This is a genomic window from Streptomyces sp. NPDC053427 (assembly GCF_044544985.1).
Taxonomy (GTDB): Bacteria; Actinomycetota; Actinomycetes; order Streptomycetales; family Streptomycetaceae; genus Streptomyces.
Map to the genome: position 1 here is coordinate 1 of NZ_JBITYA010000032.1, position 4,592 is coordinate 4,592.

The window sequence follows — 4,592 nt, forward strand, 5'->3', positions numbered from 1 at the left end:
CCGGGGCGTTGGGAGCCTTGTCCGGAGTAGACGAATGCTGTTTTGCCGCCGTGGGATGTGGTGGTGGCGCGTATGAGGGCGGGGTGTTCCTCGTCCCGGGCCAACGCTTTCAGCGCTTCGGTGAGTTCATCGTGTCGGGTGCCGATGACCACGGCGCGGTGGTCGTGGTGGGTGCGGGTGGTGGCCAGGGCGTGGCCGACTTCCGCGGGGTCGAGTTCGGGGCGTTCGGTGACGTGTTCCAGCAGCCGCACCGCTTGGGCCGTGAGTGCCTCGTCCGTTCTTGCTGAGACCGGCCACGCGAACACCGGGTTCGCATCGGGTTCCCGGGCCTCCTCTGCCGCCGGCTCAGCCTCGGCAGGCGCCTCAAGAATGAGGTGGGCGTTGGTGCCGGAGATGCCGAACGACGAGACGCCCGCCCGGCGCGGCCGGTCGAGCTCGGGCCACGGCGTCGATTCGGTGAGCAGGCTGACCGCCCCCGCCTCCCAGTCCACGTGCGGTGTCGGCTCGTCGACGTGCAACGTCTGCGGAAGCAGCCCGTGGCGCATGGCCATGACCATCTTGATGACACCCGCGACCCCGGCCGCAGCCTGGGTGTGCCCGATGTTGGATTTGACCGACCCGAGCCACAACGGCCGCTCGTCCGGCCGGTCCTGGCCATAGGTGGCCAGGAGCGCCTGCGCCTCGATCGGGTCGCCGAGCGTCGTCCCCGTTCCGTGCGCTTCCACCGCGTCGACGTCGGCGCTCGTCAGCCGGGCGTTGGCCAGCGCCGCCCGGATCACTCGCTGCTGCGACGGGCCGTTGGGCGCGGTCAGCCCGTTGCTGGCGCCGTCCTGGTTGACCGCCGAACCCCGGATGACAGCGAGCACCTCATGGCCGTTGCGCTCGGCGTCCGACAGCCGTTCCAGCAGGACCAGGCCGACGCCCTCGCCCCAGCCGGTGCCGTCGGCCGCCCCGGCGAACGCCTTGCACCGCCCGTCCCGCGCGAGGCCACGCTGCCGGGAGAACTCGATGAACGCCGCCGGGCTGGACATCACCGTCACGCCGCCGGCCAGCGCCATGGCGCACTCACCGGTGCGCAGCGCCTGCGCGGCCAAGTGCATGGCCACCAGCGACGACGAACACGCCGTGTCGACCGTGATGGCCGGGCCCTCCAGACCCAGGACGTACGAAATCCGGCCCGATATGACGCTCGCGGATCCCGAGGTCGCCGCGTATCCCTCGGTGCCTTCAGGAAGGCTGCCCGCGAAGCGCAGGTAATCCTGTCCATTGGTTCCGGCGAACACACCGGTGGCGGTGGCGCGCAGGGTGTCAGGGGCGATGCCCGCACGTTCCAGCGTCTCCCACGCGACCTCCAGCAGCAGTCGCTGCTGAGGGTCCATGACCACGGCTTCCCGGGGCGATATGCCGAAGAAGCCGGGATCGAACCGGCCCGCGCCCTCGATGAATCCGCCTTCGCGCGTGTAACTCGTGCCGTTGCTGTCCGGATCGGGGTCGTAGAGGCTCTCGACGTTCCAGCCCCGGTCTTCCGGGAAATCGGAAAGGAAATCGTGCCCGGAGGCCAGCCGGGACCAGAACGCCTCGGGTGAGTCGGCCCCGCCCGGGAAACGGCAGGCCATCGAGACGATCGCTATCGGCTCGTGTTCTTTCTCCTCGAGCTCGCTGATCCGTCGGTTTGCCTGGCGCAGATCGACCGTCGCGCGCCTGAGGTAATCGCGAAGCTTCTCTTCGTTCATGACTGCGCCACCGTCGTTCTTCGCACTCGGTCGGTTCATGAGATGCCCAGCTCCTTGTCGAGAGTTTCGAAGAGCTCTTCGTCCGTCGCGGAGCTGAGGTTGTCCTCGGCCGTCCGGCCCTGCTCCTCCGTGTTCAATTTCCGCAGGATGCTCTTGAGGCGGGAGGCGAGTTCGGCGTTCGCCTCGCCGTCGTTCCCCGAGGCCATCGCGTCGATCGCCGCCTCCAGGCGGATCAGTTCGTCGAGAACCGGCGTGGGAGGGGCGGCCGAATCGTCGGCGGCCATTTCCTCGTGCAGATGGCGGGCGAGTGCGGCCGGGGTGGGATGGTCGAAGATCAAGGTCACGGACAGCCGCATGCCGACCGCGGCGGTGAGCCGATTCCGCAGTTCGATCGCCGTGAGGGAACCGAAGCCCAGGTCCTGGAAGGCCCTGTCGGGATCGACGGTCTCCGGGCCGGTGTGTCCGAGCACCGTGGCCACATGGGTACGCACCAACTGGAGCAGAAGGTCGTACTGAGCCGCCGGTTCGGTGAGTCCGGCCAGCCGCGCCCTGAGCCGCGCGGCCGCACCGCCGTCGTCGGCGGAGCGGCGCGCGGCCGCGGGCACCAGCTCCGAGAAGATGAGCGGGAGACCGCCGGCGGACGCCTGGGCCCGCAGCGCCGACCGGTTGAGGCGCACCGGCAGCAGCTGGGGCCGCCCGGAGGCCAACGCACTGTCGAAGAGGGCCAGGGCGTGCTCGGTGGGAAGGGGGATGACACCGGTGCGGTTCATCCGGGCGAGGTCGGCCCCGGACAGTTGCCCCGTCATGCCGCTGGTCTCCGCCCACAGACCCCAGGCGAGTGAGGTGGCGGGAAGACCTCGGGCGTGGCGGTGTGCGGCGAGCGCGTCCAGGAAGGCGTTGGCGGCGGCGTATCCGCCCTGCCCAGGGTTGCCCAGGCTGCCTGCCGCCGAGGAGAACACCACGAACGCGGCGAGGTCGATCCCCTCGGTGAGCTCGTGCAGATGCCAGGCGGCATCGGCCTTCGGGCGGAGCGCGTGGTCGAGCTGGTCCGGCGTCAACGAGGTGATGGTGGCGTCGTCGAGCGAGCCGGCGGTGTGCACGACGGCCGTCAGGGGGTGCTCGGCGGGCAGCGCTTCCCATAGCGCCGCCAGGGACTCCCGGTCACTGGTGTCACAGGCGGTGATCGTGACATCGGCGCCGTGGGCGGTGAGTTCGGCCTCGAGCTCCAGGGCACCGGGTGCGTCGGGGCCCCTTCGGCTGACGAGAAGGAGGCGCCGTGCGCCATAGCGGGTGACGAGGTGCCGGGCGACGAGTCCGCCGAGGGTGCCGGTGCCGCCGGTGATGAGGACCGTCCCGTCCGGATCCCATGCCGGAGGCCGTGCGTCCGCAGCCTCGTCCGGCACGGCCGACCGGGTCAGCCGCGGGACGTAGGCACCGCCCTCACGCAGGACGACCTGTGGCTCGCCGGTCGCGGCGACCGCCGCCAGCACCGGGCGGGAAGCCTCGGCGGGACCGAGATCGATGAGGGTGATGCGGCCGGGATGCTCCGACTGTGCCGAGCGTGCCAGACCCCAGACGGCAGCCGCGGCCAGGTCGGTGAGCGGGTCCCCGGGGCCCGTACTCACCGCGCTGCGCGTGACGAGGTGCAGTCGGCTGTCCGAGAGCCTCCGGTCGGTGAGGAACTGCTGGACGACGGCGAGGACGCTGCTCGCGACCGCGTGCGCTTCGTCCGCGGGGTCGGTCCCTTGAGCCCCCACCACCTCGACGACGACCGCCTCGGGCACCGGCCGTCCCGTGGAGAGGGCCTCGCCGAGGGCCGTCAGGTCGGGGAAGCTCCCCTCGCCGAGGAAGACCCAGCCGTCATCGGGGACGTCGGTGGCAGTACCGGGAGCGGCCGGGTGGGGCAGGGGCAGCAGCTTCCAGGCGATCTCGTACAGGGAGTCCTCGCTGCGGGCGGCCGTCACCAGGCTGTCCGGAGTGATCGCGCGGGCCGAGAGCGATCGGGCTTCGGCGACAGGGGCACCGTTCGCATCGCTGAACGAGGCCGCAACGGATCCGTCCGCCCCGGCCGTCAGATGAACGCGGAGGGAGGTGAGAGGCGTACCGGTGACGTGGAGCGTGATCTCGTTCCAGGCCAGCGGCAGGCGGATGACTCCGCTCGGCACGTCGCCTTCGTCCGTGGTGACCAACAGGGTCTGGAGGACGGTGTCGAGGAGGGCCGGGTGGACACCGAAACCGTCGGTCTCCAAGCCCTCGGGGAGCGCTGCCTCCGCGTACAGTCCGCTGTTCTCGTCCTGCCAGACACCGGTGAGCCCACGGAAGGCGGGACCGTACTGGTGACCGCGGTCGGCGGCTCGCTCGTAGAAGCCGTGGGTGTCGATCGGTGTGGCATCGGACGGCGGCCAGGATGCGGATCCGTCGTGGACGGGGGCGGCGGGCCGGTCGCTGAGGATGCCGCTCGCGCGCCGGGTCCATGAACCGTCCCCGGCGGCATCGGCGGGACGCGTGTGAATGGTGAGTGCCCGTCGCCCGTCCTCGTCGGCCGGCTCCACGGCGACCTGGACGTCCGTGCTGCCGCGCTCGGAAAGCACCAACGGAGTGTGCAGCACCAGCTCTTCGACGTGGGTGAGCTCCACATGACGTGCCGCGTGCAGCGCCAGATCCACGAGCCCGCCGGGCGGCAGCACCGGCACGCCCGCGAGGGTGTGGTCGGCGAGCCAGGGGTGGGTGTGGAGGTCGAGGCGTCCGGTGAAGGTGATGCGGCTGTCGGTGGCGGATTCGATGGTGGCGGTGAGGAAGGGGTGGGTGGAGGTGCGGAGGCCGAGGTGGGTGGGGTTGCTGGTGTTGGTGGGGGTGGGG

At 70.9% G+C, this 4,592-nt stretch carries 2 protein-coding genes; both read right to left on the reverse strand.

Annotation, left to right across the window (positions count from 1 at the left end):
• Nucleotides 1-1,772, reverse strand: a 1,772-nt coding sequence (locus ACIGWZ_RS39330) for a type I polyketide synthase (RefSeq protein ID WP_400072850.1), incomplete at its 3' end; no start/stop codon positions are given.
• The coding region (locus ACIGWZ_RS39335; protein ID WP_400072852.1) for a type I polyketide synthase at nt 1,769-4,592 on the reverse strand (2,824 nt) is incomplete at its 5' end. The genes ACIGWZ_RS39335 and ACIGWZ_RS39330, both read right to left, overlap by 4 nt.